The 25363-nt window shown below is 26.2% G+C and carries 25 protein-coding genes; 10 read left to right on the top strand and 15 right to left on the bottom strand.

The genetic code is table 11. The annotated features are described in order from the left end of the window. Positions 1-2: 2 nt before the first annotated feature. From JG676_RS03175 to JG676_RS03155, 5 genes are all read left to right on the top strand, one after another. Complete coding sequence (locus tag JG676_RS03175; RefSeq protein WP_200217287.1) at positions 3-1040, top strand: D-alanine--D-alanine ligase; 1038 nt, start codon at positions 3-5, stop codon at positions 1038-1040. A gap of 61 nt (positions 1041-1101) precedes the next feature. Beyond that, on the top strand, positions 1102-1317 hold the full coding sequence (locus JG676_RS03170; protein ID WP_200169074.1) for a type II toxin-antitoxin system Phd/YefM family antitoxin: 216 nt from the start codon (positions 1102-1104) through the stop codon (positions 1315-1317). A 1-nt stretch (position 1318) separates the two neighbouring features. Next, the gene (locus JG676_RS03165; protein WP_200217286.1) at positions 1319-2047 is read left to right on the top strand and encodes an alpha/beta fold hydrolase; all 729 of its coding nucleotides are present in this window, start codon (positions 1319-1321) and stop codon (positions 2045-2047) included. After that, the gene (locus JG676_RS03160) at positions 2040-3461 is read left to right on the top strand and encodes a UDP-N-acetylmuramoyl-tripeptide--D-alanyl-D-alanine ligase (RefSeq protein WP_200217285.1); all 1422 of its coding nucleotides are present in this window, start codon (positions 2040-2042) and stop codon (positions 3459-3461) included. Before JG676_RS03165 ends, JG676_RS03160 begins: the two co-directional genes overlap by 8 nt. Before the next feature lie 9 nt (positions 3462-3470). Next, positions 3471-5393 (top strand): motility associated factor glycosyltransferase family protein, encoded by a 1923-nt coding sequence (locus tag JG676_RS03155; protein WP_200217284.1) that lies wholly within the window; start codon positions 3471-3473, stop codon positions 5391-5393. Between the two features lie 24 nt (positions 5394-5417). Here JG676_RS03155 and flgH read toward each other — a convergent pair whose 3' ends face one another. Next, positions 5418-6116: a flagellar basal body L-ring protein FlgH gene (gene flgH, locus JG676_RS03150; RefSeq protein ID WP_200217283.1), complete on the bottom strand. Its 699-nt coding sequence runs from the start codon at positions 6114-6116 to the stop codon at positions 5418-5420. A gap of 171 nt (positions 6117-6287) precedes the next feature. Between flgH and pta the strand changes: the two genes are divergently transcribed. Next, positions 6288-7769 carry a phosphate acetyltransferase gene (gene pta / locus JG676_RS03145; protein ID WP_200217282.1) on the top strand — a complete coding sequence of 494 codons (1482 nt, stop codon included), beginning with the start codon at positions 6288-6290 and terminating at the stop codon, positions 7767-7769. 17 nt (positions 7770-7786) lie between these two features. After that, positions 7787-8974, top strand: a complete 1188-nt coding sequence (locus tag JG676_RS03140; protein WP_200217281.1) for an acetate kinase — start codon at positions 7787-7789, stop codon at positions 8972-8974. Positions 8975-8991: 17 nt separating this feature from the next. Here the strand turns inward: JG676_RS03140 and JG676_RS03135 are convergent, their stop codons facing one another. The 14 genes from JG676_RS03135 to rpmH all read right to left on the bottom strand — a co-directional run bounded on the left by JG676_RS03135 (position 8992) and on the right by rpmH (position 22979). Next, complete coding sequence (locus tag JG676_RS03135; RefSeq protein WP_200169081.1) at positions 8992-9864, bottom strand: N-carbamoylputrescine amidohydrolase; 873 nt, start codon at positions 9862-9864, stop codon at positions 8992-8994. After that, positions 9824-10744 carry a cation diffusion facilitator family transporter gene (locus JG676_RS03130; protein WP_200217280.1) on the bottom strand — a complete coding sequence of 307 codons (921 nt, stop codon included), beginning with the start codon at positions 10742-10744 and terminating at the stop codon, positions 9824-9826. Before JG676_RS03130 ends, JG676_RS03135 begins: the two co-directional genes overlap by 41 nt. Beyond that, the gene (locus JG676_RS03125; RefSeq protein WP_200169083.1) at positions 10741-11718 is read right to left on the bottom strand and encodes an agmatine deiminase family protein; all 978 of its coding nucleotides are present in this window, start codon (positions 11716-11718) and stop codon (positions 10741-10743) included. Before JG676_RS03125 ends, JG676_RS03130 begins: the two co-directional genes overlap by 4 nt. A 54-nt stretch (positions 11719-11772) precedes the next feature. Next, complete coding sequence (locus JG676_RS03120; RefSeq protein ID WP_200169084.1) at positions 11773-12219, bottom strand: META domain-containing protein; 447 nt, start codon at positions 12217-12219, stop codon at positions 11773-11775. A gap of 11 nt (positions 12220-12230) precedes the next feature. After that, the gene (locus JG676_RS03115; protein WP_200217279.1) at positions 12231-13823 is read right to left on the bottom strand and encodes a methyl-accepting chemotaxis protein; all 1593 of its coding nucleotides are present in this window, start codon (positions 13821-13823) and stop codon (positions 12231-12233) included. Between the two features lie 68 nt (positions 13824-13891). Beyond that, the gene (gene purH / locus JG676_RS03110; protein WP_200217278.1) at positions 13892-15427 is read right to left on the bottom strand and encodes a bifunctional phosphoribosylaminoimidazolecarboxamide formyltransferase/IMP cyclohydrolase; all 1536 of its coding nucleotides are present in this window, start codon (positions 15425-15427) and stop codon (positions 13892-13894) included. 58 nt (positions 15428-15485) lie between these two features. After that, positions 15486-16256 (bottom strand): molecular chaperone DjiA, encoded by a 771-nt coding sequence (locus tag JG676_RS03105; protein ID WP_200217277.1) that lies wholly within the window; start codon positions 16254-16256, stop codon positions 15486-15488. Next, a complete protein-coding gene (purL, locus tag JG676_RS03100) occupies positions 16253-18433 on the bottom strand; it encodes a phosphoribosylformylglycinamidine synthase subunit PurL (RefSeq protein ID WP_200217276.1) in 2181 nt (726 codons plus the stop codon). The genes JG676_RS03105 and purL overlap by 4 nt, the downstream gene beginning before the upstream one ends. A 16-nt stretch (positions 18434-18449) precedes the next feature. Next, on the bottom strand, positions 18450-19778 hold the full coding sequence (gene mnmE, locus JG676_RS03095) for a tRNA uridine-5-carboxymethylaminomethyl(34) synthesis GTPase MnmE (protein ID WP_200217275.1): 1329 nt from the start codon (positions 19776-19778) through the stop codon (positions 18450-18452). Beyond that, a complete protein-coding gene (locus tag JG676_RS03090; protein ID WP_200217274.1) occupies positions 19771-20604 on the bottom strand; it encodes a Jag N-terminal domain-containing protein in 834 nt (277 codons plus the stop codon). The genes mnmE and JG676_RS03090 overlap by 8 nt, the downstream gene beginning before the upstream one ends. After that, positions 20601-22190, bottom strand: a complete 1590-nt coding sequence (gene yidC, locus JG676_RS03085) for a membrane protein insertase YidC (protein WP_200217273.1) — start codon at positions 22188-22190, stop codon at positions 20601-20603. The genes JG676_RS03090 and yidC overlap by 4 nt, the downstream gene beginning before the upstream one ends. Before the next feature lie 11 nt (positions 22191-22201). Continuing rightward, a complete protein-coding gene (gene yidD, locus JG676_RS03080) occupies positions 22202-22534 on the bottom strand; it encodes a membrane protein insertion efficiency factor YidD (protein ID WP_200169092.1) in 333 nt (110 codons plus the stop codon). Further along, a complete protein-coding gene (gene rnpA, locus JG676_RS03075; RefSeq protein ID WP_200169138.1) occupies positions 22513-22848 on the bottom strand; it encodes a ribonuclease P protein component in 336 nt (111 codons plus the stop codon). The genes yidD and rnpA overlap by 22 nt, the downstream gene beginning before the upstream one ends. Continuing rightward, positions 22845-22979, bottom strand: a complete 135-nt coding sequence (rpmH, locus tag JG676_RS03070) for a 50S ribosomal protein L34 (protein ID WP_131163412.1) — start codon at positions 22977-22979, stop codon at positions 22845-22847. The genes rnpA and rpmH overlap by 4 nt, the downstream gene beginning before the upstream one ends. A 141-nt stretch (positions 22980-23120) precedes the next feature. Here rpmH and JG676_RS03065 point away from each other — a divergent pair, with 141 nt between their 5' ends. The 3 genes from JG676_RS03065 to JG676_RS03055 form a co-directional block, all read left to right on the top strand. Continuing rightward, complete coding sequence (locus JG676_RS03065; RefSeq protein ID WP_200217272.1) at positions 23121-23603, top strand: GNAT family N-acetyltransferase; 483 nt, start codon at positions 23121-23123, stop codon at positions 23601-23603. Further along, the gene (locus JG676_RS03060; RefSeq protein WP_200169094.1) at positions 23596-24204 is read left to right on the top strand and encodes a uracil-DNA glycosylase family protein; all 609 of its coding nucleotides are present in this window, start codon (positions 23596-23598) and stop codon (positions 24202-24204) included. The genes JG676_RS03065 and JG676_RS03060 overlap by 8 nt, the downstream gene beginning before the upstream one ends. Next, positions 24201-25363 (top strand): hypothetical protein (locus tag JG676_RS03055; protein ID WP_200217271.1); only part of this gene is annotated, 1163 nt, incomplete at its 3' end. The genes JG676_RS03060 and JG676_RS03055, both read left to right, overlap by 4 nt.

Genomic DNA, 25363 nt, shown 5'->3' with positions numbered 1-25363 from the left:
CAATGACTTATGTAATACTTTTTGGAGGAAATTCTTATGAGCATGAAATTAGCATTGTTAGTGCAGTAGTTCTAAAAAAAATCTTAAAAGAAACTATTTTTATATTTTGTGATTTAGAAAGAAATTTTTATCTTATTCCAAGTGAGAAAATGAACTCAAAAACTTTTTGTAAAGGCTTATACAAAAAAGAAAAACAAATTTTTCTTAAAAATGCAGGTTTTTATCAAAAAAATATTTTTAACGAAAAAAAAATAGAATTTGATTGCGTAATTAATCTTATACACGGAAAAGATGGAGAAGATGGCAAAATAGCAGCTTTATTTGATTTTTATAAGATAAATTATATAGGGGCAAGATTAGAGGCAAGTGTTTTATCATACAATAAAGAATTAACAAAACTTTATGCACAAAAAGTTGGAGTTAAAACCTTACCTTATACTATGATTAAAAGATATGATGATCAAAAACAAAATATTGAATTTCCGGTTATTTTAAAGCCAGCTAGACTTGGAAGTAGTATAGGAATAAGTGTTGCAAAAAACGAACAAGAACTTGAATACGCTAAAGATGTAGCTTTTGAATTTGATGATGAAATTTTAGTAGAATGTTTTAAAAATAATATTAAAGAATATAATCTAGCAGGCTGCATGATAGATGATGAGTTTATTTTTTCAATTATAGAAGAACCAAAAAAACAAGAATATTTAGATTTTGAACAAAAATATCTTAGTTTCTCTTCTCATGCAAAAGTTCAAGAAGCTCCTTTAGAAGAAAAACTTAAAGAAAAACTTAAAGAAAATTTTAAAAAAATTTATAATCCTCTTTTTAAAGGAGCATTAATACGTTGTGATTTTTTTATTATTGATGATGAAATTTATCTTAATGAAATTAATCCAAATCCAGGATCTTTAGCTAACTATCTTTTTGATAATTTTACAGAGCTTTTGCAAAAATTAGCACAAAATTGCAAAAATGAAAAATCACTTTCAATTGAATATAAATTTTTAAATTCTATCAACGGGCAAAAAGGTAAATTATAGGCTTTTTAAGGCAAAATATGTTAAATTTTACATAAAATTTAACATATTTTAGGATTGTTATATGCTTTCTTTTAAAAAAGATGAAATTTACACTGCCACAGAAGTTGTAAGGAATTTTAGTCCCATTATAGACAAACTCAAAAAAAGCAAATCAGGAAAAATAGTCATTTTAAAAAATAATAAATTTGAAGCTGTGATGCTCAATATAGAAGAATACGAACGCTTACAAAATGCTTTAGAACTTTTAGAAAAAATCTACACAGATCAGAAGGTTTAAAATGGCATTAACTAGTATAATATTTAAAGAAAAAAAATATGAACTCTCTTATGAATTAATTAATCAAGATAAAAAACTAAAAATTTTAATCCTTCACGGATGGGGGGCTAATAAAGAGCTTATGAAACAAGCTTTTGAAAAAAAACTTAATTCTTTTTGTCAAATTTATTTAGATTTGCCAGGTTTTGGAAAATCTAGTATAAGTGAAGCTTTAAATTCTTATGATTATGCTTCAATTGTTAAAGAATTTCTAATCCAAAAAAAACTAGATATTGATGTTTTTTTAGGGCATTCTTTTGGAGGAAAATTAAGCACTTTGCTTTGTCAAGAAAATCAAATATTAATCTTGCTTTCAAGCGCTGGTATAGTTCCTAAAAAATCATTAAAAATAAAAACAAAAATTTATATTTTTAAATGTTTAAAATTTTTAGGTCTAAACTCTTTTTATAAATTCTTTGCAAGTAAAGATGTAGCTCATATGAATAGTTTAATGTATGAAACCTTTAAAAAGGTAGTTGATGAAAATTACGAAACTATTTTTAAAGAACAAAAAGCTAAATCATTAATTTTTTGGGGTATTGATGATAAAGATACCCCATTAAAGAGTGGAGAACTTATTCATTCTTTTATAAAAAATAGCGAATTTTATCCTTTAAATGGAGATCATTTTTTCTTTTTAAAACACGCTGATTTTATTGCTCAAAAAATACAAGGAATTAAAAATGCTTAATATAATTTATTATCTTAATACTTTAATTTTTAATTTTTGTGTTGCTTTTTATCTTATTAGTGCTTTACAGTGGTATTCTTATAAAATCAAACGTATTATATTTCACTATCATAAACCTTTATGGCATTTATATTTTTTATTTTTACCCTATTTTTTATTTTTAGCTTTTCCATTTTATTCTTTATTTTATTTTCTAATTCATATTGTTATTTTATACTTTTGGAATAAAAAAATTGACAAAAAACTTGTTTTTACTCAAAAAGTTAAAATATTTTTTATGTTTGTATTTATTTTTAATACTTTATTTGCTTTATTATCTTTTCATATATCTTTTTTATTTAATCTTTTTAGCCTACCTTGCTCTTTAATTTGTTTAAAAATCTATGATTTTTTTGGAGCAAAATATTTTTATTCTAAGGCAAAGAAAAAAATTCTAAATAACAAAAATCTTACTATTATACTTATTACAGCAAGTTTTGGTAAAACAAGTATTAAAAATTTTCTTTATACTCTTTTAAAGGACGATTTCAAAGTTTATAAAACCCCAAAAAGCGTTAATACGCTTATGGGTATAATACGCGATATTAACGAAAATCTTAATGAAACATTTGATATTTATATAGCAGAAGCAGGAGCTAGAAATCAAGGAGATATAAAAGAAATTACTGAACTTTTAGAGCCTCAAATTTGCATTATAGGAGAGATTGGAAATGCTCATTTGGAGTATTTTAAAAATTTAGAAAATACAAGAAAGACAAAATTAGAAGCTCTAAGCTCCAAAAGGCTTAAAAAAGCATTTTTACATACAAGTACTAAAGAAAATGAAAATAATATTATAAGTCTTTATGATAAAAAAATCTCAAAAATTGATACCTCTTTAGAAGGGATAAAATTTGATCTTTTCTTAAACAATGAAAATCATTCTTTTAAAAGCATTATTTTAGGCTCATTTAATGCTCAAAATCTTTGTGCTTGCATACTTTGTGCTAATTTCTTAGGTCTTAATTTAGAAAAAATTAAAACACAAGTTCTTAAAATTAAATCCGTTAAACATCGCTTAGAAATACTTTCAAAAAAACCTAAATTTATCATAGATGATGGTTTTAATGGAAATTTTAAAGGAATGAGTGAAAGTTATAAACTTTGTAAAACATATAAAGGGCGTAAAATTTTAATAACACCTGGTATTGTTGAAGTAAATAAAGAAGAAAATATTAAACTTGCAAAAATTATTAATGAATGTTTTGATTTGGTTATAATTAGTGCTAAAATAAATCAAGAGATTTTTAAAGAAACTCTTACAATTTCAAGTCTTTTTTTAAAAGAAAAATCAGAACTTATCAGTATTTTAACCAAAGAAACAAAAGATGGAGATTTAATACTTTTTTCCAATGATGCACCAAGTTATTTATAAGGAGTAGATATGGAAATTTTTTATAAAAATATCAATGCATTAAGTAATATTGTTTTAAAAGAAAAGCTTCTTAAACTTAAAGAAAATACTCATTTTGAAAATGGGTTTTATATTTTACAAGGAAAAGATAATTTAGATATCAATATTCACTCTAAAATGGGGGGGGGTATATATCAAAATCCTTTAGAAGAATTAAAAGAAAAATTAGAACTTTATAATCATAAATATTATTTATACCCTGTGCTTTATTTTTATGGCTTTGGTAATGGAATTTTATATAAAATTCTTCTGCAAAATAAAAATCATCAAAAAATTGTTATTTTTGAACCTAATATTCCCTTACTTTTTGTTTTATTTAATTCTATTGATTTTTCTAAAGAACTTGCTAATTTAATCATACTTAATCCTTATGAAGAAAACTTTTTTGGCGATCTTTTACTTCTTAGTCAAGCAGAGCCGTATTTTAAATTTTTAAGAGTATATTTTTTGGATATTCATTCTAAATTTTATGCAAAAAATCATCAAGAAAATATTTTAAAAATAAACAAAAAATTTACTGAACTGATTAAAGATATATTTATGAAACAAGGAAATGATCCAGAAGATGTTTTGATTGGAATTAGACATAATCTACAACATCTTGCTCCTATGCTTACTAATTCTTCATTATTAGATCTTATAAAAGCAAGAAAAAACAAAATGCAAAATGCTATTATAGTTTCAACAGGCCCTTCTCTTATAAAACAATTACCATTGCTTAAACAATATACTTCTAAAGCCTCTATTTTTTGTGCTGATAGTTCTTATATAATTTTAGCAAATTATGGCATTAAGCCTGATTATGTTTTATCCACAGAAAGAGTTATTGAAACTTCTAAATTTTTTGATAATGATTTTAAAGAATTTGATCAAGGAATTTTATTTATACTAAGCACTCTTACACATCCACAAACCCTAAAACATATTCAAAATGCCAATAGAAAATATATCTTAACTCCAAAAGATATGTTCTTTAGAAATTTTAAATTTAAACAAATTTTAGGTCTTGGACAAGGACATAGTGTTGCACATATGTGTTATGATTTAGCTTTAATATTAAATCATAAAAATATCATTTTAATAGGACAAGATTTAGCTTACGATAAAGAAGGAAATTCTCATCCTAAAGAATACTTATATGGAGCTAATGATGAGCAAGATCCTAATGATATAAAATATGAACTTCAAACTACAGCTTATGGTGGAAAAGGTCTAGTTTATACACAAGAAATTTGGAATATTTTTAGAACCACCTTTGAAAAAAATATAGCCCAAAATCCTCATATCAAAGTATATAATTGCACTGAAGGGGGTGCTAGGATAGAAGGAAGTATAGAACAAAGTTTTAAAAGTATTTGTGCAAATTTATTAAATGATGAAAAAAATTTTAAAGAAATACCCATACCTAGTATTGCAAAGCAAAATGAATATCTATTAAAAGCTTATGCTAAAATAAAAAGTCTTATAAAACAATGTAATGATTTTATAAATTATTTTGATAAAGAATTAAAACTACTTAGCAATGATTTTTTAAATCTTAAATTAGAATATAATGAAAATTTATATAGCAAACTTATTAAAAATATCGATGAAATTAAATTAAAAATAGACGAGGTTAGAAATAATCATTCTAGTATATATATGGCTTTTTATCCTACCATTAATCAATTTGAATTTAATTTAGCAAAAATTTTTGTTCTTAATCCAAGCAATAAAGAGGAACTTTTAGCCAAAAAGAATTTATGGATAGAAGATCATTTATATTTATTTACCCTTATATTTTCTCAAATAGAAATTTTTAAAAATTTATTAGAACAAAATATTAACAATTTAAAAAATGAACTTATTGCTAGAAATCTTGAAAAAAGAATTATAAAATTTGATAAAGATTAAACCTTTTTAGGTTTAATCTTTTAATTAAAATGGCCAAATAGCTTCTATAACTTTACTTCCCCAAGGTTTTCTTGTGCTTCTATCTACTTCGCCTTCGGTTTTATAAAGAATTTTAGCATCAGCAATATAGCGACTATCTATGGTATTATCTTGACCTATATCATAAGGGCGTATAACACCGCTAAGTTGTATTATTTGTTTTTCTCCATTTATAAGTAGTTCTCTTGAACCTTCTATAAAATAATTGCCATTAGATAAAATTTTAATTACCCTTGTTGAAATAGTTGTATTGAAACTCTCATTGCGACTTTGAGAGCCTGTTCCTTGATAATTAGAAGTGCTATTGGTTTGAAAACCTATATTAGAATAAGCATTAACTTTATTAATAGCATTACCAACAACTCCAGTACTTCCGCTTAAAGCTCCTCCACCTAAATTCGCTGTATTTGTTCTAGTAGTTGCTTTATTAGCTTGTGTGCTTTGTGTTGTGCTTTCTTGTATTACAACAGTTACAAGATCATTAACATTCATAGCTTTTTTATCAGAAAATAAAGGATTATCGCCTTTTCCAAATAAAGAGCCAGGAGCACTTTCTATATTATTACTTTGCTTTGGAGCCAACTCTTCAACATATGCGGGTGGCTTCATAGAAATTTGTGGATCTACAGTAGCACTACAACCAAAAAATACAATTGGTAACATATAAATTATCTTCTTTTTCATTATCTATCCTTTGAATATGAAATTTTCTATAAAATCAATTTATAAAAAATACTTCCTTTGATCAAATTAGAAGCAAATAAAGTTCCAAAATAATTTTTCATTTTTAAATTAAGTATTAAGTTAATATTTGTTTAAATTAAGCTATTATTTTTAAAAGCATAGGAGAAAAATATGAATGGAATTTATATTATTAGATCAAACAACAAAGAACTAAATTCTAAAATTCTTACAAAAGTGTTAGAAAAATACTCTAATAAAAAAATAGGACTTTTTTATCCTGTTATCAATGAAAATGAAATAAACGACATACAAATTTTAATGCAAAAATTCAATATACAACAAGAATTAAATCGCACTTATGTTTTTAAATCATCAGAAGCTATAAAGCAATTTAATGATGATGAATTTATTTTCTTTAATACTATTTTAGATAAATATGAAACATTAAAAAATAAATATGACATAGTTTTTGCAATAGCTTTTAATGAATTTGACATTTTAGATACTTTAGATTTAAATATAAATTTAGCTAAAAATCTTAATACTCCTATTGCAGTGATTACACAAAATAATATACTTGCAAAAAAATATTTAGATCAAGCATTAAAAAATAAAAATTATGCACTTATAAGTGAAAATTCTACTTTAAATGAACTTGATACTTTAAAAGATTATGATTTTTTAACCCCTTATCGTTTTAAATATGAATTAATTAAAAAAAATATTAAAAATAAAAAAACTATTGTTTTACCAGAAAGTGATGATAAAAGAATTTTACAAGCGTGTGAAATTTTAATAAAAAATGATTTAGCTAATATTATTTTATTAGGTGATGAAGAGCAAATTAAAAAAGAGGCTAATTTTGATACTAGCAAAATTCAAATTCTAAATCCTAAAAATTCTATTTTTAATGAAGAATTTGCCACTATGCTTTATGAAGCAAGAAAAGCTAAAGGTATGAGCTTAGAAGAGGCTAAAGAATTAATCAAAGATAGGACTTATTTTGGCACTTTACTTGTTCATAGCCAAAAGGCTGATGCAATGGTAAGTGGAGCTTCTACAACCACAGCTGAAACTATACGCCCTGCTTTGCAAATCATTAAAACAAAAGAAGGAATTACTTCAGTTTCTGGCATATTTTTTATGGGGCTTAAAGATGAAGTTTTAGCTTTTGCAGATTGCGCTGTAAATCCAAATCCTACTCCTCAAGAACTAGCGCAAAGTGCTTATGTTAGTGCTTTAAGTGCTAAAGCATTTGGATTAGATCCAAAGATTGCTTTTCTTTCTTATTCAAGTGGAGATAGTGGAAAAGGAGTAAGCGTTGATTTAGTTAAAGAAGCTGTAAAAATTGCTAAAGAACAATATCCTGATTTAGCTATTGAAGGTCCTATACAATTTGATGCAGCATATGATCCTAGTACAGCAAAAAGTAAAATGCCTCATTCAAAAATAGCAGGATATGCTAATGTTTTTATCTTTCCTGACTTAAATGCTGCAAATATATGTTACAAAGCAGTTCAAAGAACTGCCAATGCTTTAGCTATAGGTCCTCTTTTACAAGGTCTTAAAAAACCAGTTAATGACTTAAGTAGAGGTTGCTTGGTTGATGATATTGTAGATACAGTAATCTTAAGTGCAGTTCAAGCACAATAACAATAAAAGGAGAAAAAATGAAAATTTTAGTATTAAATTCGGGTTCATCTTCTATCAAATTTAAACTTTTTGATAATGAAGTTGTAAAAGCTAGCGGATTGATAGAAAAAATAGGAGAAAATGGCTCAAGAGTTGAGTTAAAAAACACTTTAACGGGTGAAGAATTTGAAAAAAAGGTAAATATTAAAAATCACGAAGAAGGTTTAAAAATCACAAATGAACTTTTCAAAGAATCTGGAATTTTAACCGATCTTAGTGAGCTTGATGGTTGTGGTCATAGAATTGTTCATGGAGGAAAAGAACTTAGCGAACATTGTTTAATTGATGATAAGGTTTTAGAACAAATTGATAAAGTTAGTATTTTTGCACCTTTACATAATCCTGCAAATTTAGCAGGGATTAAAACAATGATTAAAGCTGCGCCAAATGTTAAAAATGTAGCTGTTTTTGATACAGCTTTTCATTCACAAATGCCAGAATTTGCTTCAATGTATGCCCTGCCTTATGAATATTATGAAAAATATAATATTAAAAAATATGGTTTCCATGGAACATCTCACGCTTATGTGAGTAAGAAAGCTGCTTTATTTTTAAATAAAGATTACAATAATTTCAATGCAATTAGTGCGCATCTTGGAAATGGCGCAAGTGTTTGTGCAATAGAAAATGGAAAAAGCGTAGATACTTCTATGGGCTTTACTCCTTTAGAAGGTCTTATTATGGGAACAAGATGTGGGGATATTGATGCTGCTATTTTACCTTTTATAGCACAAACTCAAAATCTTAGCATGCAAGAAATTGATACTTTAGTTAATAAAAAAAGTGGTGTTTATGGAATTTGTGGATTTAATGATTTTAGAGATATAGAAAATCAAATTGAAAAAGGTGATAAAAAAGCCAAACTCGCTCTTGATATGTTTTGCTATCGTCTTGTTAAATATATAGGCTCTTATTTAGCAGTATTGCCAAGAACAGATGCTTTAATTTTTACAGGCGGTATTGGAGAAAATGGAAATTTAGTAAGAAAACTTGTTTGTCAAAAACTTTTACATTTAGGATTTGAGCTTGATGAAAAATTAAATGATGAAAGATCAAAAAAAGAAAGAGAAATTAACAAAAGCTCTTCTAAAATTAAAATCCTTGTTGTTCCTACTGATGAAGAATTAGAAATAACAAAAATTACCCAAAAACTTATAGCTAAGTAAAACCTTTAAGGTTTTACTTAATCAATAAATCTTTTATTTAATTCGTTAAAATATTCTATACGTCTATCCCTTAAAAAAGGCCACCAACGACGCACATTTTCGCTTCTTTTTTGATCAATTTCTACAACTTTATATAATTCACTTGTATCATCAGCTCTAAAAAGTTCCTCTCCTTGAGGTCCTACTATAAAAGAATTTCCCCAAAAATTTATACCTTCTTCTACCCCACTCTTATCTTTTTCAAAACCAACACGATTGATACTAACAACATATAAACCATTTGCGATAGCGTGTCCTTTTTGAATGCCTATCCAAGCATCAAGTTGTCTTTGTTTTTCTTCTATGCTATCTTTATTAAACCAACCTATAGCTGTTGGATAAATAAGAATTTGAGCTCCTTTTAAAGCCATTAACCTTGCTGCCTCTGGATACCATTGATCCCAACAAATTAATACTCCTAATTTTCCAATACTTGTATTAATAGGCTCAAACCCTAAATCTCCTGGGGTAAAATAAAATTTCTCATAAAAACAAGGATCATCTGGAATATGCATTTTTCTATATTTTCCAGCTATACTTCCATCTTTTTCAAAAACTACGGCTGTATTATGATAAAGTCCAGCACTACGCTTTTCAAATAAAGAGGTAATTAAAACTATATTATTTTCTTTAGCTACTTTAGACCAAAATTCAAGATCTTTTTCATAGTCATTAGCTAAATCAAAAAAATCAACATTTTCGCTTTGGCAAAAATACTCACTTTGATGAAGCTCACAAAGACAAACAAGCTCAGCTCCTTCCTTGGCACTTTTTTTTATAAGCTCGCAAGTATTTTCAATGGTAGCTTGCTTATTTTGGTGAAATTTTTGCTGTATTAAAGCTATTTTCATTTGTTTCCTCCTGCTCTTGATCATCATAAGGATCAAGATGAATTTGAATATCCCATTTTTCATCATTAAAAGCTTTTCTAATACTCATTTCAATTTCATCTGAAATCTTATGCGCATTATATAAAGAAATTATAGGACAAAAAACTAGATGAACACTAAGATAATTCATATTTGGACTTTTTCGAGTTTTTAAATGATGAAAACTTATAATTTCTTTATTTTTTTTAATCAACTCTCGAATTTTTTCAACTTTATTTTCTTCTAGTGCTACATCCATCAATAAACTTATACTTTTTTTTATAATCTTAAAAGCACTAAAAGCTATATAAAAACTTGCAATTATACCAAACAGAGCATCTATAATAAAATAGCCCGTTAAAGAAATTAAAACAAGAGCTAAAAGTGTTGCAAAATTAGTTAAAAGATCACTTTTATAATGCAAACAATCACTCTCTACGATTAAACTTTTTGTTTTTTTAGCTACATAACTTAAAAAAATAACTAAACAAAGAGTTAAAATCAAAGAAAAAATCATTATAAAAATACCGATATTAATATCTTGAATTTTCTCTTGATAATAAATCTTTAAAATACTTTGATAAAAAATAAAAATGCCAATTCCAGCTATAAAACAACCTTCAATAAATCCCATAATAGCTTCAATTTTTCCATAACCAAAATTATAGTTTTCATTTGGCTTTTGAGCTGATTTACGTATGGCCAGAAAATTAAAAGCTGAAATAACAAAATCCACCATAGAGTCAATAGCACTAGAAAGGATAGCTATGGAGCCACTCATTAAACCAATAATCAATTTACATAAAGCAAGAAAAAAAGCACAAGAACTTGCAATAATAGTTGCTTTTTTTTGTAAATTCATTTTAAATTCTTAAAATAATTTTGACAAGAACAATGCAAAGAACCATTTTGTCTTAAAAATACTCTTGCATCAACTCCTATAATCTTTCTATTGGGCAATGCTTTGGCTAATCTTTTGGCAACAATTTCATCGTTTTCATCTTTATAAAAAGGCATAATTAAAGCATTATTAATGAAAACAAAATTTGCATAAGTAGCACCGAGTCTTTTTCCTTCATAAAACAAAGGCTTAGGTAAAGGAAGTTCTAAAAGATGAAATCCTGTTTTTAAAAGCTCTTCTTTCATTTTTTTTAAAGGTTCATAATGAATATCTTTTTTATCTTCACAAGTACAAAAAGCTATGGTATTTTCATCAATAAAACGTGCTAAGGTATCGATATGATGATCTGTATCATCGCCTTGTATAAATCCATTTTCAAGCCATATAATTTTTTCAAGTCCAAAAATATTTTTTAATTTTTTATCTAATTCTTGTTTATTAAGATGTGAATTTCTATTTGAATTTAAAAGACAATTTGAAGTAGTAAGCATTACACCTTTTCCATTAAAATCAATACTTCCTCCTTCTAAGATTAAATCAATTTTTTCTAATTTCTCTTTAAATTTTCTTAAAAAAAGCTCTGTATTGACTTTATTATCCAAATTACTTTGAAATTTATTACCCCAAGCATTGAAAGTAAAATCTAAAGCTTTTAGCTTATTCTCTTCTAAAATCGCAATGGGTCCATAATCTCTTATCCAAGTATCATTAGTATCACAAATAAAAAATTCAACGTTATTAAATGATAAATAAGGAATAAAATCTTCTTTAGAAGGAGCAATCAATAATACTTTTTGAAAAGGAATAATTGCTTTTATAAATTCTTTATAACTTTTAAGAATATCATTTAAATAAGGCTTCCAGTCTGTATTTTTATGAGGGAGTGCAAGAATTAAATATTCTTGCTCGCTCCATTCAGCAATAGTTTTTATCATTTTTAACCTTTTTTGATAATAAAAGGCGTATTTTACTCATTAATGGATAAAATATTATTTAAAAAAGATTTTCATTGATCCATTTTCATTACTCAAATTAAGTTTTCCATTTTCATTTAAAATTTTAAATTTCCCTTTAAAATTAGATAAAAAAGTATTTTCAAAATCCATTACTTCTTGTGGATGACAATACATTTGAGTAGAGGCTACACGATCACCTTCAACTGTAAGAATTTTTCCATCACTTTGATAAGCGCCAAAGAAACGATTACATCCTGAATAACCATAAAATTTATTATTGTCAAAACTAATATTTGGATCCTCTTCTGTATTTTTAGGAATAAAAGTTTTATCATTTACAACTATTTTTTCAATTTTTAAAATTGCATTTTGAGGCAAAATATCAAAAGACATATTATTTTCCTTTGTTGCTATATTATTTGATGCGCATCCTGCAAATAAAATTGTAGCTAAAGAAGCTATTTGAAAAATTTTTTTCATTGAATTATCCTTTAAATTTGAAATTGTTTTAATTCACTTTCGAGATTATGACATACTAATTTTAATTCGTCTACAACCTGAAGTAAAATTTTAGAAATTTCTTCATTTTTTTCACTCGCTTCAACATTTTCTTGCATTCTCATTAATAAATCTTGTATGCTTTCTTGACAAGTTTTTATTTTATTTGCACATAAGATTGCAAGATTTTTAGAATCTTGATTGCAAATTTTTACTTCATTGGCATCATTTACAAGTAAATTTGTATTTTCATGTAAAGAATGTATGCTTTGAGAATTTTTTCTTAATTCGCTAGCTATTTCTTCTATACTATCCAAAAGCTCTTTTGTAATAACTGCAACATTAGTTAAAAATTCTTCACTATGATTAGCAAGAGTTCTAATATCTTCAGCTATAACAGAAAATCCTCTTCCAAAAGCTCCTGCTCTTGCAGATTCAATTCCTGCATTTAAAGATAAAAGATTTGTTTTATCTGCAATTTCATCCATCATTTGAGTGGTTTTTTGTATATTTTTTGCTTGCAAAACCATATTTTCAACTTTTTTGGCTAAATTATTTTCATTTTCTGCTACATCAGTAACTTTTTGTGCCACTTCAAATAAAGATTTTAACATCTGTTCTAAAAGTTTATAAGATTTGTCATTTGCGGCATTTGCATCACCTGATAAGTTGGCTAACTCTGTTAAATCAGAACCGATATTTGCCCCTAGTTGAAAACTAGAGTCAATTTTTTGATGGCTTAATTTAGAATTATCATTTAAAGAAATGGCATTTGAATTTAAAAGCTTGCTTTGTTGTTCCACACTTTTAGAACTTAAATTTACACCACTTACTGTTTTATGTGTTTTTTCTATAAACTGATTGATATAATCACAAGCCTTTGCTATCTCATCTTGTCCTTTGACTTTTATTCTAGTTTTTAAATTACCACTTCCTTGAGCAAGTTCTTTAGCATGTTTTAAAAGTTCTAATATAGGATTACCAACAACTATTTTAAAAGTTATAAGCGCAACAATAAGTGTAAAAATTAAAGCCAAGCCAAATATAATAATATAAGAACGACTAGTTTTATTAATATCTTTTTCAATACTTTCTAAAGAATGATAAACATCCATAACACCTATAACACTACCTTCTTTAACATTTGCATGACAGGTAATACAGGTTTGATCAGCTATTAAAGGGCGTATTAATCTTAAATGATTGATATTATTAATTTCTTCTTTTAAGGATTTTGATTGAGGGTTTATAAACTGATCTAAGATGATTTTTTCATTTGAAATAAGAGGATTTTTCATATCAAAAAGCTCTATAGTTTCTTTAGAAGGATAAATTTTTATATTATTAATTCCTTCAATTTTTTTTGCCTCTTTAATGGCATCTTGAATTTGTTCAGGATCTCCTAAATTCATCGCCATTCTCATAGTCTGAAAAACAGAAATGCTAATACTATTTAAATTAGCTTGACTCATTTTATTTGCTGTATTCTTAAAATCCAAATTTATAATTACTTGCACAATAATAAAGCTAATTAATAAAACAAAAAACATAGAGATTGAAACTTTAAAACCCATACTTTTAAGCATTAAGCACTTCCTGAAATAAAATATTATTCAAAATTGTAATATTTTATTAATTTAAAATTAATAAAATATTAATGTAAAAAATGTCTTACCCCTGTAAAATAAAGTGCCATACCATATTCATTAGCTGCTTTTATAACCTCATCATCTCTTATGCTTCCACCTGGCTCAACTATAGCTTTAACCCCTATTTTATGAGCTTCATCTATACTATCTCTAAATGGAAAAAAAGCTTCGCTAGCTAAAACACAATCTTTTAAATCAAGTTTCATTTCTTTAGCTTTAGCAATAGCAGCTTTACTTGCATCAATTCTACTTGTCATTCCCATACCAATAGCTACCATAGCACCATTTTTTACATAAACTACATTATTTGATTTTGTCAAAGCAGCGATTTTTATAGCAATCTCTAAATCTTTCAACTCGTCTTTATTAGCTTTTCTTGTACTCATACATTTAGCATTTTTAAGTTCATTTATATCCACTTCATCACTATTTTGATAAACAAAACCCCCATTTATATGTTTAAAATCATATTTATCAAAACTACGTATTAAAAAAGGGCTTTCTTGTGTGAAAATTTTAATACGCTTTTTATCATCAAAAACAGCTAAAGCTTCTTTATCCACATTAGCAGCAATAATAACTTCTATATAAATTTCATTAATTTTTTGAGCTAAAGCAAGATCTAGTGTTCCATTTATAGCCACTACTCCTCCATAAGCACTTATACTATCACATTTTAAAGCGTGAATATAACTTTGAAGAAGATTTTCCTTTATAGCAAAACCGCAAGGATTAGCGTGTTTAACAATAGCAACTGCTGGAGCCTTATCAAAACTACTTGCTAAATTTAAAGCTGCATTAATATCTGTTAAATTATTAAAACTTGCCTCACCTTTTAAAGCTTTAAAATTCTTACTAAAAAAATGATCAAACTCATATAAAGAACCTTTTTGATGAGGATTTTCACCATATTTTGTATCAAAAACTTTTTTTCCTATTATAAATTTATAATTTCCAAAACCTTTATTAAAACGCTCATTCATATAATTAGCTATATAAGAATCATAATTTGCAGTATGCTCATAAGCTTTCATCATTAAACTACGTCTCATTATTTCATCATCTTTTTTTTCTTTTATACTTTCAATTATATTTTTATAATCTTTAACATCACAAACAATTAAAACATTTTTATAGTTTTTAGCTGCACTCCTTATCATAGTAGGACCGCCGATATCTATATTTTCAATAATCTCATCAAAATTATCTGTTTTAAGTGTTGTTTCCCTAAAAGGATATAAATTAACACAAACTAAATCTATATTATTAATACTATATTTTTTTGCTTCTTCTTGATGTTTTAAATTATCTCTTTTATATAAAATTCCTCCGTGTATTTTTGGATGTAAAGTTTTAAGACGTCCTTCAAAAAGCTCTGGACTATTAGTAAATTCGCTTACTTCAATAGCTTTAACACCCTGCTCTTTTAAAAGTTTAAAAGTTCCGCCTGTAGAAAGGATTTCAAAACCTAAATTTTCAAGTTCTTTTGAAAATTCTACTATACCTTCTTTATCACTTACGCTTATTAGAGCTCTTTTCATATTATTTCCTGTTTTTTAATATCAATTATTTTTATTTATTTAAAAATTATTATCTATTTCATTGTTCTAAATATTTTTTAATTTTTTCATAAGCTTCATTGATTTTTTGAAATTTTTGCACTCCTTTTTCTAATTCTTCTTTGGAAACATTATTAGCATTTAAAATATCAGGGTGATATTTTTTGGCTAAATTTCTATATTGTTTTTTTACTTCATTAAGAGTGGCGCTAGAATTAAGTTCTAAAACATTATAAGCTTCTTCTATGCTCATAGTTTTACTTTGGCTTTTAAGATTATTAATTTCTTGAATAAATTCTTTAAGTTCCCTATCAGAAATTCCAAAAGCTCTAGCAATCTGATTTAAAATTTCTTGTTTTTTATTGTGAAATTCTCCATCAATCAAAGCCATAAAAACAAGAACTCTTAATACGTTTAAACGCTCATTTTTTGGTAAAGGAACTTCTTTTAAAAAGTCTTTTGCCACTTCATAAGCATCATTGAGATTATTTTTATGCTCATTAAAACAACTTTTTAAAAATTCTCTCTCTCTTTCATTTTTGGCATTAGCATCTAAAATTTGAGAAATCATATCAGCTTCGCTTTGACTTACCCTGCCATCGCTTTTTGCAATTTTTGCAAGTAAAGCTATAACGTAATAATTCATTTTTTTTCTAAATTCATCAATTCTTTCTTCCATTACACCTTTTGCAAAACCTCGCATAAAACTTTTGGCACCGCGAGTTGTTGAATTTAATAAACCTTGTTTATCCCAAGTTTTATAATACCAATAAAACACCAAAACAACAAATACAATAAGAATAAAAATCATAATAACATTTCCCTAAAATTTGAAAAATAAATTTTTTTAAGATCTTTAAGTTCTAAAAAAATATCATCTAAAATAAATTTTTCTTCCTTAGTAGTTTGACCTAGTTTAAAAAATAGAATTTCCATTGAAGTTGCAAGCTCTAAAAAATCTTTTTCATTTTTAACGCCTACTATTGCTCTAGTTGGACTTTCCTCAAAAAGTAAAGCTTTATCTTGAAAAGAAGTTTTTAAATTTAAACCCACACAAGAAACAGCACACATTTTTGCTAAAGTTATTGCTATACCACCTATACCAACACTATTTGCACATTCTAATACTTCTTGTTTACAAGCTTCTTCTAAAAATTTCCAAAGTTTTAATTCGGATTCAAAATCAAAATCTTTTAATTTTCCTTTAACTACTTTATCTTGTATTTTAGAAATTAAAGATCCTCCAAATTCTTTATAAGTCCTACCTAATAAATAAACACTTGTATTAGAATTTATAAAAGCACTTTTTAATAATTTATTTGCATCTTTTAATAAGCCTACATTTACTATAGTGGGACTTGGATAAATATTTAAATCTTTACTTTGATTATATAAAGAAACATTACCACTTACAACAGGAATATTTAAAGTCTTGCACGCTTCTTTAATGCCTTCACATCCTTTTGCAAACTGCCACATTACTTCTTCATTTTCAGGATTTCCATAATTTAAACAATCTGTAATAGCTAAAGGCTTAGCTCCGGTGCAAGCCACTTTTCTTCCTGCATTTGCTACAGCTAAAATAGCACCTTTTTTAGGATCAATATAGTTTAATCTTGAATTACATTCTATAGCTATACTAAGAGCACTATTATTTTCTTTTACCCATATAGTGCTTGCTCCTAAAGCTCCATCTGCTTTTAAAGTATTAGTTTGTACACTTGAGTCAAACTGATCATAAATATAAGACTTATCATTAATATTTTCATTTTGCAACATTTTTATAAAAATATCTTGTACATTTTCCTTAAGCTTAAACTCATAATCTTTAATTTCATCCAAATACTTAGGTTTATTTATAGGACGATTTAAAATAGGTGCTTTTTCACTCAAAGGAGCAATAGGAATTTCTCCTACTAATTTATTATGCCAAAAAAGCTCCATTTTGCCACTATTATTTACCTCTCCAATCACAACAGCATCTAAATTCCATTTTTTAAAAATCTCTAAAACTTTTTTTTCATACCCTTTTTTAGCACAAATTAACATTCTTTCTTGAGATTCACTAAGCATCAATTCATAAGGGGTCATATCTTTTTCTCTTGTTGGAACCTTATCAAGATAAAGCTTCATACCACTACCGCTCCTTCCAGCCATTTCAAAAGAACTAGAAGTAAGTCCAGCAGCTCCCATATCTTGAATTCCTATAATACAATCACTTTTAAAAAGTTCTAAGCAAGCTTCCATTAAAAGCTTTTGACAAAAAGGATCTCCAATTTGAACAGTAGGTCTTAATCTTTTATTTTCCTCATTAAAACTATCACTAGCCATCACAGCACCACCAAGACCATCTCTACCTGTTTTCGAACCAACGTAAATGATAAGATTGCCTATACCTTCAGCTTTAGCATAAAAAATATCCTCTTTTTTGCAAATTCCTAAAGCAAAAGCATTGACTAATATATTGCCGTTAAAACATTCATCAAAAGCACATTCACCACCTATAGTTGGAATTCCCATACAATTTCCATAATGAGCAATACCATTTACAACACCTTTAACAAGATATTTTTGATATTTGCCCATTTCTTTATTGTGTATATTGCCAAATTTTAAAGAATTCATTAAAGCCACAACTCGCGCACCCATTGTAAAAACATCTCTTATTATACCACCGACCCCAGTAGCAGCACCTGCAAAAGGCTCAATAAAACTTGGATGATTATGGCTTTCTATTTTAAATACAGCTGCTAAGTTATCGCCTATATCAATAACCCCTGCATTTTCTCCAGGGCCTTGTATCACATAAGAAGCTTGAGTAGGAAAACCCTGTAAATATTTTTTACTTGATTTATAAGAGCAATGCTCACTCCACATAGCACTAATAATACCAAGCTCTAAAAGATTAGGTTCTCTATTTAAAATTTTTAAAATTTCTTTATATTCATCTTGACTGATTTTATGAGCTTTTATAGTTTTTAAATCCATTTCATTCCTTAAATAATCATTTTCCTAAACAAAAATTACTAAACATTTCATCTAATATCTCATTTCTATCAAAATCTTTGCTAAATTTAGAAAGCTGATTTATAGCTTCATTAATTTCAAAAGCAAAAAGTTCCAAACTGGATTCTTTTAAAAGAAATTGAGCCCTACTAATAGCTTCACTTGCTTTTTTACAAGCTTCAATTAAACTTAAAGAACTAACCATTATCCCATCTGTATCAAAACTATCTAAATATTTTTTTAATTCTTGTTTTAAAATATTTATATTTTCTTGTGTGCTTAATTTTATAAAATTTTTTATCTCGTCATTTTTAAATTTAAGTTCTAAATCAATTTTATTAAGAATATAAAAAACTTTTTTACCACTTTGCTTTGCTAAATTTAAAATTTCTAAATCTTCTTCTTCTATCTCTTTAGAAGCATCAAAAAGTGCTAAAACAATATCTGCTTCTTGTATGCTTTTTTTACTTAATTCTATACCAATACATTCTATTTCATCATTACTTTCTCTTATGCCGGCAGTATCAATGATACGAAGCAAATGGGTTCCTAGTTTAAAGCTTTCTTCTATAGTGTCTCTTGTTGTTCCTTTAATATTTGAAACAATAGCCCTTTTATAACCTAAAAATGCATTTAAAAGCGAACTTTTACCTACATTTGGTTTTCCTATAATAGCTATTTTAAAACCTTCTATTAAACCTTTTTTACTTTGGGAAAGAACATAAATTTCATATAAAATCTTTGCATTTTCTTCGCACATTTTTTCAATTTGCAAAAGCAAATCTTGTGGCAAATCTTCTTCTGCATAATCAATAGATGTCTCAACATAAGCTAAAGTTTTTACCAAGTCTGTTCTTATTTTTTCTAAAAGATTTCCTAAATTTCCATTTAAATTTCTAGCTATAATTTTTGCAGCTAAAGCTGATTTTGACAAAATTAAATCTTGTATGCTTAGAGCTTTTATAATACTCATTTTATTATTTAAACAAGCTCTTTTGCTAAATTCTCCAGGTTCTGCTAATCGTGCTCCTAAACTTAAAAGTTCTTCAAGCACAATCTCGCTTACACTAAAGCCGCCGTGAAGTTGAAATTCAACTACATCTTCTCCGCTAAAACTAAATGGGGCTTTAAAATAAATAACAATAGCCTCATCTATAAATTCTTGATTTTTTGTGTAAAGCTTGCAAAAATGAGCATAACGCACTTTAAGCTCTTTTTTATTTGTTAGAATTAAAGCAAATTCTAAAGCTTTTGTCCCACTTATCCTAACAATACTAATAGAGCCTATACCGTGTGCTGTAGCAATAGCTACTATTGTTTCATTCATGTTTTTTAAAAAAATCACTAATAATTATAAATTTTTGATCATTATTTTGCTTAATGGCTACATACTTATCTGGAAATTGTTCTCTAAGTTTTTCTAAGGCAATTTTAATCAAAACTCCATCCAATGGCTTAGTTTGTGCTCTTCCATAATGTTTTACTTTTTCAATAATCCCGCATAAATAATTATCCATAGCTTTGCTTTGATTTTCTAAAAATTGTGCAATTTCAAGACGAATATTAAGCTTATATTTATCATTAATCCAGCTATACAAAAGATAAGAAATTGCTTTATAACGATGTGCTTCTTTTCCTATCATTAAAGCAGAATCTTCTCCATCAAGTCTAATTAAAATACAATCTTTTTCATACATGCAAAGTTCTAGAAGTTCAATTTTAAAATCAAAAGTTTTAAGAAGATTTGTAAGCTGAATTTTAATTTCTTCTAAAATACTATCTGTATTTTCTAAATCTATTTCCTCTTTATAAAAAGCATCAAAAATCTTTTCATTTTTTATTGTATAAGATGGCTTTTCTAGTTCTATTTGATATTGGTCTAATTTTTCTTTATAATGTTCTGTTTTTATAAACTCATCAATTTTTTTCAATGATTTTTCAAAATTATTATCATAATGAGATTTTTTATGAAATTTATGATCTTTAATTTTTTTTTTAATATTAGCTTCTATAATAGCATTTTTTCTTCCAAAACCTAAAAAACCATTTTTAGGATATTGTAAAATTTTATATTCAAGATTTATTACAGAACAATTTAAAGTTTGAGACGCCTTTGTTAAGGCGCTTTGCAAATCTTTTTCTTCAATTATCATTTGATACTCTCTTTTTTATTAGAGTGTTCCTTTTGAAAGATTTTATTAATGATCCATTGCTGAATTAAAGAGCAAACATTATTAACAAACCAGTAAAGAGTAAGTCCTGCTGGAAAAGTTATAAAGAAAAAGGTAAAAATTAAAGGTAAAAATTTCATAATTTTAGCTTGTATAGGATCTTGTATGCTCATAGGTGTAATTAATTGCTGCAAAAACATTGTTAAACCCATTAAAATAGGCAAAATAAAATAAGGATCCATTATAGATAAATCATGAATCCAAAATGCCCAAGGAGCCGCTTTTAATTCTATGGCATTTAAAAGAACACGATAAATTGCAAAAAAGATAGGAATTTGTAAAAGTATAGGCAAGCATCCGCTCATAGGATTGGCCCCGTGTTTTTTATAAAGTTCCATCATATGGATATTCATTTTTTGTGGATCGCCTTTATAACGTTCTCTAATTTCTTTCATTCTTGGAGCTAAATCTTTTAATTTATTCATAGAAATCATAGACTTATAAGTTAAAGGAAAAAGCACAATACGTACGATCAAAGTCATAACAACAATAGCCCAACCCCAATTGCCTATATAATTATGTAAAAAATCTAAAAATTCAAACATTGGCTTAGCAATAAAAGTAAACCAACCATACTCAACTACTGCTTCAAGCTTTGGATTAATAGATCTTAAAATTTTATGCTCTTTAGAACCTATATAAGCACCTGCTTGAAATTCGTTTTCGCTATATGCAAATATCAAAGGATTATTTTTTGAATCTTTAGTTATGGTGATATTTAAAGGCTTCTCAAAATTATAAAAAAATGTTGCATAATATCTATCAAAAGCAGAGGTCATTAAAACATTTTTAAAATTCTCATCTTGTTTTACATCTCCATCTTCAATAGTATGCAAAGTTTCTTTATCATCAAGCACTAAAGCTCCATGTACTGTATAGCTATCTACTGCTATATTAGGACGATATCCAGGAGAAATAAAATAACTAGCATTTTTGTTTAATTTTACCTCAATTTCATAATTTCCCTTAGAATAAAAAGTAATTTTTTTTGTTACTTCAATGTTGGATAATTTTTGGGTTAAATATAAAGATTTACTTTCATTTTCATCTATAAAAAGTTCTTTTTTATCAGCAGTATAAGCTACTTTAAACGCTTCTTGATTAAGAGCACTATCGCTAAATCTTATTTCTAGTGGATAAGGCGCTAATTCCTTTGATACAAGATTAATAAATTCATTATTTTTATCTTGAAATTTTTTATCTTTCAAATAAAAAGCAGTAATTCTTCCCAAAGAATCAATTTGAGCTTCAAAATGATCACTTTTAACTATAGAAATAATCGAATCTTGATTGCTAAAATTTAAATCTGAATTTATATTTTTACTTTCTATACTTGGTGCAAGATTTTCTTGAGTTTGACTTGCAATTTGATTTTGAGTTATATTCTTTTCAATGATATGATTATTTTTTGGAATAAAAAAATAATCATATATAACAAAAAATAAAAAAGATATAATTACTGCTAAAAGTATGCGTTTTTGTTCGAAAATATTATTTGAATTGTTCACTATTATTCCTTTTATATTATTTTAATAATAAAAAAACCCTTATCCTTACAAGGGATATATAAAAAACTAAGTCTTTTTTTGGCTAAAAAAATAGGCTTAAAGCAGAAATTTGTATGTTTAATTATTTTATAAATTTTAGGGTAATCTATACCGCCTTTAAAAAAAGGGTTACACTTTAAAATTCTTAAAAATGAAAAATAACAAGCGAATAAAAAATGATTTTTTTGAAATTGCCAAGATGTATATTCCGAGCAACTTGGATAATATCTGCAAACCTTTGGTTTTAAGGGGCTTATATTTTTTTGATAGAATTTTATTATTGCTAAGCAGATTCTTTTAAACATTGTATTTTTTTTAAACCCCATCTGAAATTTTTTTCCAACTCAAAAAAAGAAAAATCTTTTATTTCTGCTTTGGCAACTATTATGTATTTTCCATATTCAAGCTGATTTTTTATGCTAAAAAATAAAGCACGCAATACACGTTTAGATCTATTTCTTACTACAGCTTTCCCAACTTTCTTGCTTGCAACAAAAGCAACCTTTTTTTCTGGACTTTTAAGATAAAAAATAATAGCTCCTTTACAATGCCATTTTTTACCTTTTTTATAAATAAGCGAGAATTCTTCAGACTGATTAAGTCTTGAAAATTCTTTTATACCGCTAATCTTTTTCTCCCTTTAGCACGTCTTGCATTAATAACTTTACGACCATTTTTAGTTTTCATGCGCATACGAAAACCATGAGTTCTTTTTCTTGGAGTATTGTGTGGTTGATAAGTTCTTTTCATAGTCTATTTTCCTTAATTTTAATAAAATATGTTATAAATCAGGTATTATATTTAATCTTACTTAAAATTGCTTTTAATTAAAGCTAATTTTAATTTATTTTGATAAATTTTTACGCAAATTATCTTAAATAAGGTACTAAAATGCAAAATTTTGCAATACAAGTTTTAAAAGAACAAGAATTAGATATTTTAATAGAATTAATTAAAGAATTTGCTTTGCATGAAATTATGCAAGATGAAATAAAATGTAATAAAGAAAATTTATATCACTCTATTTTTAAAACAAAAGTAGCCAAAGCTTTTTTGTTAAAAGAAAATAATAAAACTATAGGCTATATGATTTATTTTTATACTTTTTCTTCATTTTTGGGTGCCAATGGAATTTATCTTGAAGATATTTACCTAAAAAAAGAATATAGAAATAAAGGCTATGGAAAACAAGTTTTTAAATTTTTGGCTGATATTTGTCAAAAAGAAAATTTGCAAAGATTAGAATGGCTTTGTCTAAACGATAATAAAGAAGGTATTAAATTTTATGAAAATTTATCTTCAATTCATTTAAATCAATGGAGAATATATCGTTTAAACAAAGACCAATTAAATAAATTAAGTAATAATGATTAGGGATTTACATTATCTTAAAGCTATGGGTTATAGTTTTTTAAAAGACTTTCCTTATAAAAATGAATATAATATCAGCTTTGCAAATTTAAATAATAATGTAAAACAATGCACTTTATGTCATTTTTCTAAAAATAGAAAAAATTCTTTAATGGAAAAAGTGCAAAAAAAAGTCAATTTAATGATTTTAACTTCTCATGGAGATAAAAGTGAAAATGAAAGCGGAATTTTGCTAAATTCTCACAAAGGTTCTCTACTTAAAGAATATCTTAAACTATATTTAAATTTAGAAGAAAAAGATTTTTATTTTTCCTATCTTTTTAAATGTTTTGATTATAGAAAAAATGACGATTTTTCGCTACAATCTTGCTTACCTTTTTTTTATAATGAATTAAATCTTATAAAACCTAAAATTTTATTATGTCTTGGAGAGTATGCTTTCCAAAGCTTGGGTCTAAAAGATTTTAATATTTTACGTGGTGAAATTTTTTCTTATAAAAATTTTTTTATTTTACCAAGCTTTGAGCTTGATTTTATAGAAAAAAATCCAAGCTATGAACAAAAATTTATTGAAGATCTAAAAAAACTTAAAGGATTTTTATGAAAAAAATACTTTTAATCATCTCTTTTATGTTTTGTTTTTCATATTCAAAAGAACAAAAGCTTATAGAAGGTGATTTAGTGCAAAATTTTTATCCTAAATTGAATACAAATTTTTGCGATTCTAGTTGTTTATTTGAACTTTTAGAAACAAAAATGTATCTTAGTTTTTTAAGCGAATTTACAGATAATAAAGATAAATTTTTATCAAATATTTATTCTAAACTTCTTAACTCCATTACTGACTTTGAAACAAATTTACAAAAAATTACTTCTGTAAAAATAGCTATTATTATTCCAGAAAAAACAATTAAAAGTTATTCTAATACTATAATTAATGCAAGTATTGCTTATCTTTTAAAGCAACGTGCCGAAATTAAAGTTAAAGTTTTTTTAATTGGTACAGAAGATGAAGTAAAGATTAAACAAACTTTATCACAAATTGAAAATCAAAATTATAAATATCTCATAGCAGGATTTACCTTAAAAGGCGTTAATGCTTTAAATGATTATAAAGGAAATTTAAAAATATTTATACCTACTATACATAAAAGCAATACAAATATAAACAATGAAAATATTTATTTCGGAAGTATTGATTATAGTGAACAAATTAAAAAATTACTAGAATATTCTAATTCTAACATAGCAATCTTTAGTGATAATTCTATCTTATCAAACAATTTAAATACTCAAATCTTAAGTCAAAATAATCAAGCTAGAGTTTATAAAATTGAAGGTGATAAGCTCGATTTTGAAAAACTTTTTAAATCTCAAGGAAATTTAAATGATGCTTCAATATTTTTTAATACTCCACTAATTAAAACAGCTTTAAGTAGTTCTCAACTAAGATTTTATGATATTCATCCTTTTGTTTTATTATCTACCCAAATAAACTACAATCCTGTATTTCTTAGTCTAACTCAACCTAATGACAGAAAAAATTTCATCATAGCTAATTCCATTAATAATAACGATGATAATCTGTCCTATCTCAATGAAATTTTTAATCAAAATATTGATTATAATTGGATTGCTTATGCAACAAGTGTTGGAATAGATTATTTTTATACAAAATTTTTAAATTCAAAAAGTCAAAGAATTTTTGAAGAAGAATTAGAAAATTCTCAAAGTTTTTGGAGTGATGTTAAGCAAGCAGGTAT

The sequence above is a fragment of the Campylobacter sp. 2018MI34 genome (assembly GCF_016598975.1).
Lineage (GTDB): Bacteria > Campylobacterota > Campylobacteria > Campylobacterales > Campylobacteraceae > Campylobacter_D.
The sequence above is the reverse complement of the archived record's forward strand: the minus strand, read 5'-3'. Positions and strand labels throughout refer to the sequence as shown.

Bases quoted from the DNA above. Each gene is read 5' to 3' on its own strand.
- JG676_RS03175 (WP_200217287.1), top strand. From the start codon at position 3: ATGACTTATGTAATACTTTTTGGAGGAAATTCTTATGAGCATGAAATT.
- JG676_RS03170 (WP_200169074.1), top strand. From the start codon at position 1,102: ATGCTTTCTTTTAAAAAAGATGAAATTTACACTGCCACAGAAGTTGTA.
- JG676_RS03165 (WP_200217286.1), top strand. From the start codon at position 1,319: ATGGCATTAACTAGTATAATATTTAAAGAAAAAAAATATGAACTCTCT.
- JG676_RS03160 (WP_200217285.1), top strand. From the start codon at position 2,040: ATGCTTAATATAATTTATTATCTTAATACTTTAATTTTTAATTTTTGT.
- JG676_RS03155 (WP_200217284.1), top strand. From the start codon at position 3,471: ATGGAAATTTTTTATAAAAATATCAATGCATTAAGTAATATTGTTTTA.
- flgH (WP_200217283.1), bottom strand. From the start codon at position 6,116: ATGAAAAAGAAGATAATTTATATGTTACCAATTGTATTTTTTGGTTGT.
- pta (WP_200217282.1), top strand. From the start codon at position 6,288: ATGAATGGAATTTATATTATTAGATCAAACAACAAAGAACTAAATTCT.
- JG676_RS03140 (WP_200217281.1), top strand. From the start codon at position 7,787: ATGAAAATTTTAGTATTAAATTCGGGTTCATCTTCTATCAAATTTAAA.
- JG676_RS03135 (WP_200169081.1), bottom strand. From the start codon at position 9,864: ATGAAAATAGCTTTAATACAGCAAAAATTTCACCAAAATAAGCAAGCT.
- JG676_RS03130 (WP_200217280.1), bottom strand. From the start codon at position 10,744: ATGAATTTACAAAAAAAAGCAACTATTATTGCAAGTTCTTGTGCTTTT.
- JG676_RS03125 (WP_200169083.1), bottom strand. From the start codon at position 11,718: ATGATAAAAACTATTGCTGAATGGAGCGAGCAAGAATATTTAATTCTT.
- JG676_RS03120 (WP_200169084.1), bottom strand. From the start codon at position 12,219: ATGAAAAAAATTTTTCAAATAGCTTCTTTAGCTACAATTTTATTTGCA.
- JG676_RS03115 (WP_200217279.1), bottom strand. From the start codon at position 13,823: ATGCTTAAAAGTATGGGTTTTAAAGTTTCAATCTCTATGTTTTTTGTT.
- purH (WP_200217278.1), bottom strand. From the start codon at position 15,427: ATGAAAAGAGCTCTAATAAGCGTAAGTGATAAAGAAGGTATAGTAGAA.
- JG676_RS03105 (WP_200217277.1), bottom strand. From the start codon at position 16,256: ATGATTTTTATTCTTATTGTATTTGTTGTTTTGGTGTTTTATTGGTAT.
- purL (WP_200217276.1), bottom strand. From the start codon at position 18,433: ATGGATTTAAAAACTATAAAAGCTCATAAAATCAGTCAAGATGAATAT.
- mnmE (WP_200217275.1), bottom strand. From the start codon at position 19,778: ATGAATGAAACAATAGTAGCTATTGCTACAGCACACGGTATAGGCTCT.
- JG676_RS03090 (WP_200217274.1), bottom strand. From the start codon at position 20,604: ATGATAATTGAAGAAAAAGATTTGCAAAGCGCCTTAACAAAGGCGTCT.
- yidD (WP_200169092.1), bottom strand. From the start codon at position 22,534: ATGTTTAAAAGAATCTGCTTAGCAATAATAAAATTCTATCAAAAAAAT.
- rpmH (WP_131163412.1), bottom strand. From the start codon at position 22,979: ATGAAAAGAACTTATCAACCACACAATACTCCAAGAAAAAGAACTCAT.
- JG676_RS03065 (WP_200217272.1), top strand. From the start codon at position 23,121: ATGCAAAATTTTGCAATACAAGTTTTAAAAGAACAAGAATTAGATATT.
- JG676_RS03060 (WP_200169094.1), top strand. From the start codon at position 23,596: ATGATTAGGGATTTACATTATCTTAAAGCTATGGGTTATAGTTTTTTA.